At 33.0% G+C, this 5,219-nt stretch carries 5 protein-coding genes and 1 pseudogene; 4 read left to right on the top strand and 2 right to left on the bottom strand.

Going from position 1 to position 5,219, the window contains the following annotated elements:
- Window positions 1-7 precede the first annotated feature (7 nt).
- The 4 genes and pseudogenes from FPG59_RS13690 (at window position 8) to FPG59_RS16980 (ending at window position 3,197) form a co-directional block, all read left to right on the top strand.
- Complete coding sequence (locus tag FPG59_RS13690; protein ID WP_086455145.1) at window positions 8-1,318, top strand: TolC family protein; 1,311 nt, start codon at window positions 8-10, stop codon at window positions 1,316-1,318.
- A gap of 17 nt (window positions 1,319-1,335) precedes the next feature.
- Complete coding sequence (locus FPG59_RS13685; RefSeq protein ID WP_086455144.1) at window positions 1,336-2,199, top strand: bestrophin family protein; 864 nt, start codon at window positions 1,336-1,338, stop codon at window positions 2,197-2,199.
- Window positions 2,200-2,273: 74 nt separating this feature from the next.
- Window positions 2,274-2,831, top strand: a pseudogene (locus FPG59_RS16985) (AraC family transcriptional regulator); the annotation flags it as partial.
- A gap of 54 nt (window positions 2,832-2,885) precedes the next feature.
- The gene (locus FPG59_RS16980; RefSeq protein WP_254906709.1) at window positions 2,886-3,197 is read left to right on the top strand and encodes an AraC family transcriptional regulator; all 312 of its coding nucleotides are present in this window, start codon (window positions 2,886-2,888) and stop codon (window positions 3,195-3,197) included.
- A gap of 1 nt (window position 3,198) precedes the next feature.
- On the opposite strand, the gene FPG59_RS13675 is transcribed toward FPG59_RS16980, so the two are convergent.
- Together FPG59_RS13675 and FPG59_RS13670 are read right to left on the bottom strand one after the other, a co-directional pair.
- Window positions 3,199-3,573, bottom strand: coding sequence for a DUF779 domain-containing protein (locus FPG59_RS13675; RefSeq protein WP_086455143.1), 375 nt, complete (start codon window positions 3,571-3,573; stop codon window positions 3,199-3,201).
- Window positions 3,574-3,655: 82 nt separating this feature from the next.
- A complete protein-coding gene (locus FPG59_RS13670) occupies window positions 3,656-5,161 on the bottom strand; it encodes an aldehyde dehydrogenase family protein (RefSeq protein WP_086455142.1) in 1,506 nt (501 codons plus the stop codon).
- Between the last annotated feature and the right edge of the window lie 58 nt (window positions 5,162-5,219).

The raw sequence follows: 5,219 nt of genomic DNA, 5'->3' as shown, positions 1-5,219 counted from the left end.
ACCTATGATACATACTAAAATACTGTTGTACAGTTTTATTTTACTGTTATTTTTTATACCAAAAGTTGAGGCTCAAGAAGTTCTCACACTTGAAAATGCATTAAAAATTGCACTAGAAAACAATTATGAAATTAAAATTGCTTCCAATAATTCCATAATTCAAAAAACAAATGTAACTCTAGGAAATGCGGGGATGTTGCCAATTCTTACTGTAAATGTTCTTGATAACAATAGTGTTCAAAACAGTTCACAAATACGTCAAGATGGAACAAAAAACGAACTAGATAATGCTAAAAATAACAACCTAACCTACGGGGTAGGATTAGATTGGACCATTTTTGACGGGATGCGCATGTTTGCGAGAAGAGATCAGTTAAAAGAGTTACAAAAACTGGGAGAAGCGCAACTTAAACTTGCCATCATTACTAGAATTAGCGATGTAAATGCTGCTTACTATGACTTAGTGCAACAACAAAAACAACTTGCTGCCTTAGACACTACGATTGTCATCTCAAACCAAAGATTGCAACTCGCTCAAAACAGATTCACAATTGGTAAAGCATCAAAGCTTGAGGTTTTGAATGCCCAAGTAGATTTAAACACGGATCAAGTAGCTTTGTTGCGTCAGAAAGAATTGTATGCCAATGGTAAAATTGCTTTGAACCAACTTCTTGCAAGAGATGTTACAACAAACTTTACAGTTATTGATAAATTAGATGTCGATAAATTGTTGCAACTAGCTGAACTAAAGGCACTGGCAGAAAAGCAAAATCCGCAATTAGAAGCTCAAATAATCAATAAGAGAGTTGCTGAATTAGAATTAAAACAAGTAAAAGCAGGACGATACCCTACTATACGAGTGAATAGTGCCTATAATTTTTCTGAAAGTCAATCTAGTTTAGGATTTGTGGCTCAAGCACAGTCTCGAGGTTTTAATTATGGTTTTACAGCTTCAGTAAATATTTTTGATGGATTCAATCAAAGAAGAAACGAAAAAGTAGCTTCATTACTGGTTGAGAATGCCAAATTGAATATTGATCAACAAAATCTGATTCTCAACTCCCAATTAGCAACAACATATCAAACGTATTTAACTAACTTAGAGTTGATCACACTAGAAGAGAACAACGAGGCTATAGCCAAACAAAATTTAAATATTACCCTTGATAAATTTAGAATAGGAACAATAACAACGCTAGAATTTAGAACCGCACAACTCAATTATGTTAATGCAAAAGTGCGTTACAACAATGCTCAATTCCAGGGAAAACTCTCAGAAATAGCGCTTAGAGAATTGGCTGGGAATTTAGTGTTCTAAAAAATTTAAGTAGTATTATGATTTCATACAATACCAAAGATTGGTTTACATTTATTTTTAAATTCCACAAAGCAGATACGTTTAGGACACTGTTTCCTGTTATGATTGCTATTGGTATCTATTCTGGCTTTGTTGGATATCTAGAAGTTGAATATTTTAAACTTAGTGACAACAGTTATGTAAAGAACATCACCATTATGCACGGTATGCTTGGTTTTGTAATTTCACTTTTACTTGTTTTTAGGACTAATACAGCTTATGATAGATGGTGGGAAGGAAGAAAATTATGGGGCTCACTCGTGAATAATAGCCGTAATTTTGCCATTAAACTTTCGGTAATGCTTACTGATAAAGAGGATCTAGAATACTTTAAAAAATGGATTCCCATGTACGCAACTGTTCTTGATGAGCATCTAAAGGATATAGAAACTAGTAAAGAATTGTTTGATGATGCAATATTTGAAATAGACCATGAAAAACACAAACCGAATCAAGTTGCTAAATTATTATTTCAAAAAATAAATGAGCTCTATAAAACAAATGTAATTTCTGGAGATCAATTGATTGTTTTAAACGATGAAGTAAAATCATTTACAGAAATATGTGGCGCTTGTGAGAGAATAAAAAATACGCCTATTCCTTATTCTTACAGTGCTTTTTTGAAAAAATTCATATTCTTTTATGTAATGACTTTACCTTTTGGATACTCTTTTAGTTTAGGGTATTACGTTATACCTGTTGTAATATTTATCTTTTATGTACTGGCTAGTCTAGAATTAATAGCAGAGGAAATAGAGGATCCTTTTGGTACAGATGAAAATGATTTACCTACTCCAAAAATTGCTGCCAACATCAAGAAGCATATAGAGGAACTTATTTAAATTGTGTTAAAGTTTCAATTACTAGCTATTTAATTTTGTAAATTTAGATTCTGTTTTTTAACAAATTTAAAGATATGAATACGAATCGAGCTTTAATACAACCACCACTATTAACAAGTGAAAAATCTTTAAAAACATTAGTAGAAAACAGAACTGTTTACTCACTAAATCACTGTGAATTAAATATTTTTGAAACCTATGAAACATCAACTTCAGTACCATTACAATTTAATGATTTTGTAGTTACTAGTATGTTGAGAGGTAAAAAAGTAATGCACCTTTTTGATGATCCTGGTTTTGTGTATTTACCAGGCGAAACAGTTGTTATTCCATCAAATGTGGCTATGAAAATTGATTTTCCAGAAGCTTCATAAAACAACCCTACCCAGTGTTTAGCTTTGGCGATAGACCCAAAAAAAATCACAGATACTTTGCACTTTTTAAACGAAAGGTATCCTAAAGAAGGTGATAATCAATTCTGGCAATTGAATTATCAAAATTATTTTTTTTACAACAATATTGAATTAGCCACAACAATCAACAAACTGATCAAAGAGTGTATGAGTGTCTCTATAACCAAAGATGCACTTGCCGACCTAACTTTGCAAGAATTATTAATTAGGATTATACAAACTCAAACAGCAAAAGCAGTAAGTGAAGGCTCATTTTCACAAACTAATAATCCTATGAATCCTGTTATTGAGTTCATAAGACAAAATTTAAAGGAAAAATTTAGTATGAAACTACTCAGTGAAAAAGCATGTATGAGTACAACGTCTTTTTATCGTTTTTTCAAAAGAGAATTAGGCATGACACCCGTTGAATTTATAATAAACGAAAAGATAAAATGTGCCAAACAACTTTTAAAAAACCCGAGTATGCAAATCAACGAAATATGTTATCTCTCCGGTTTCGAAGACTGTAATTATTTCATAAGACTTTTTAAAAAACATGAAGGCATTACCCCAAAACAATACCAATTGTTGTATGTTAATTAATTCATTCAATAAAAAATACAGGTTCTAAAGAAGCAGTTTCCTCGGGTGTAAAGAGTCGGTAAATAATTTTAAATGTTTTTTTCATAGGAGTTTCTAAAGAAAAACCGCCTACACCAAAAGCATCAATAACATCTAAAGTAAAGTGGGCATGTTTCCAATATTCGAATAAATCTTTATCCACCCAAAATTCTGTATTTTCAATCGTACCAATGCACACATCACCCATTCTTTGATAAAAACCTCCTTTTTCAAAACATTGTGGCTGTGTACCCTCGCAACATCCTCCTGCTTGATAAAACATCAAATCACCGTGTTTTTCTTTTAAAATTTTAATTAATTCAATTGCTTTTTCTGTGGCGTCTATTCTTTTTTGCATCTTTATTATATTAATTTAAAAACCTGACAGAGAGAACTGCCAGGTTTGTTAATGAAATGAGGTTTATTAAAAATTGAAATTATCAAAAGAAACCCAACTTCTTTTTATCGTAAGAAATAAGCATATTTTTAGTTTGACGGTAGTGACCTAACATCATTTTGTGGTTTTCTCTACCAATTCCAGATTGTTTGTAGCCTCCAAAAGGCGCACCAGCTGGATAAGAATGGTATTGGTTAATCCAAACTCTACCTGCTTGAATTGCCCTTGGAACCTGATAAATTTCATGCGCATCGCGAGTCCATAAACCAGCACCTAGACCATACATAGTATCATTTGCTATGGCAATAGCCTCCTCGGTAGTCTTAAATGTGGTAATTGCAAGTACAGGTCCAAAAATTTCTTCCTGAAAGATGCGCATTTTATTATGTCCTTTAAATAAAGTAGGCTTGATATAATACCCCTCAGATAAATCATCACCCATTTCATTTGCCTCGCCACCTGCTAATAGTACGGCACCTTCCTCAATACCTAGTCTAATGTAAGCCATAATTTTCTCTTGTTGAACTAATGAAGTTTGTGCGCCCATCATGGTGTTTGTATCAAGAGGGTTACCTAATTTTATAGCATTGGTTCGCTCAATAACTCTTGCAATAAATTGATCGTAAATGTCTTCATGTACCAATAATCTGGATGGACAAGTACATATTTCACCTTGATTTAATGCAAACATTACGGCACCTTCAACAGCTTTGTCAAAGAAATCATCATCGGCATCAGCTACAGATTTCATAAAAATATTAGGGGACTTCCCTCCTAGTTCTAATGTTACTGGTATAATATTTTCTGTAGCATATTGCATGACTAATCTTCCCGTAGGTGTTGACCCTGTAAATGCTGCTTTTGATACTTTTTTATTGGTTACCAAGGCACGACCCAATTCAGATCCAAATCCGTTTACAATGTTTACAACTCCAGCTGGTAATAAATTACCAATAAGTTCCATAAGGATTAGTATTGAAATTGGCGTACTTTCGGCTGGTTTCAAAACTACAGTATTTCCTGCGGCAAGTGCAGGAGCGAGTTTCCAAACAGCCATAAGAATAGGGAAATTCCATGGGATAATTTGTGCAATAACTCCTAGAGGTTCACTTAATGCAATAGAAACCGTTTGAGAATCAAGCTCTGTAATAGTGCTTTCTTCAGCTCTAATTACACTTGCAAAGTAACGAAAATGATCTACAGCAAGGGGTAAATCTGCTGCCATAGTTTCACGAATAGCTTTTCCGTTGTCAATAGTTTCAACAATAGCAAGATATTCAAGATTGTCCTCAATAACTTGTGCTATTTTATTCAATAAATTACTTCGTTCTGTAACCGATGTTTTACCCCAAGTTTGAAATGCATTATACGCATGATCTACGGCAAGTTCTAAATCTTCTTTACTAGAGTGTGCTGCTTGTGTATACACTTTACCATCTACAGGTGAAACAACATCAAAATAGTTCCCATTTACAGGAGCAATAAATTTCCCTCCAATATAATTATCATATTTAGCCTTAAATTCAGGTCTTTGAAGTAATGTACTCATTTTATCTTTTTTTTTAGTTTATTCAAAACTATTTAACTATAAAGAAACTAAATAGCAC

Source organism: Flavobacterium sp. FPG59 (genome assembly GCF_002150205.1).
In the GTDB taxonomy this organism is placed as follows: Bacteria; Bacteroidota; Bacteroidia; order Flavobacteriales; family Flavobacteriaceae; genus Flavobacterium.
The sequence above is the reverse complement of the archived record's forward strand: the minus strand, read 5'-3'. Positions and strand labels throughout refer to the sequence as shown.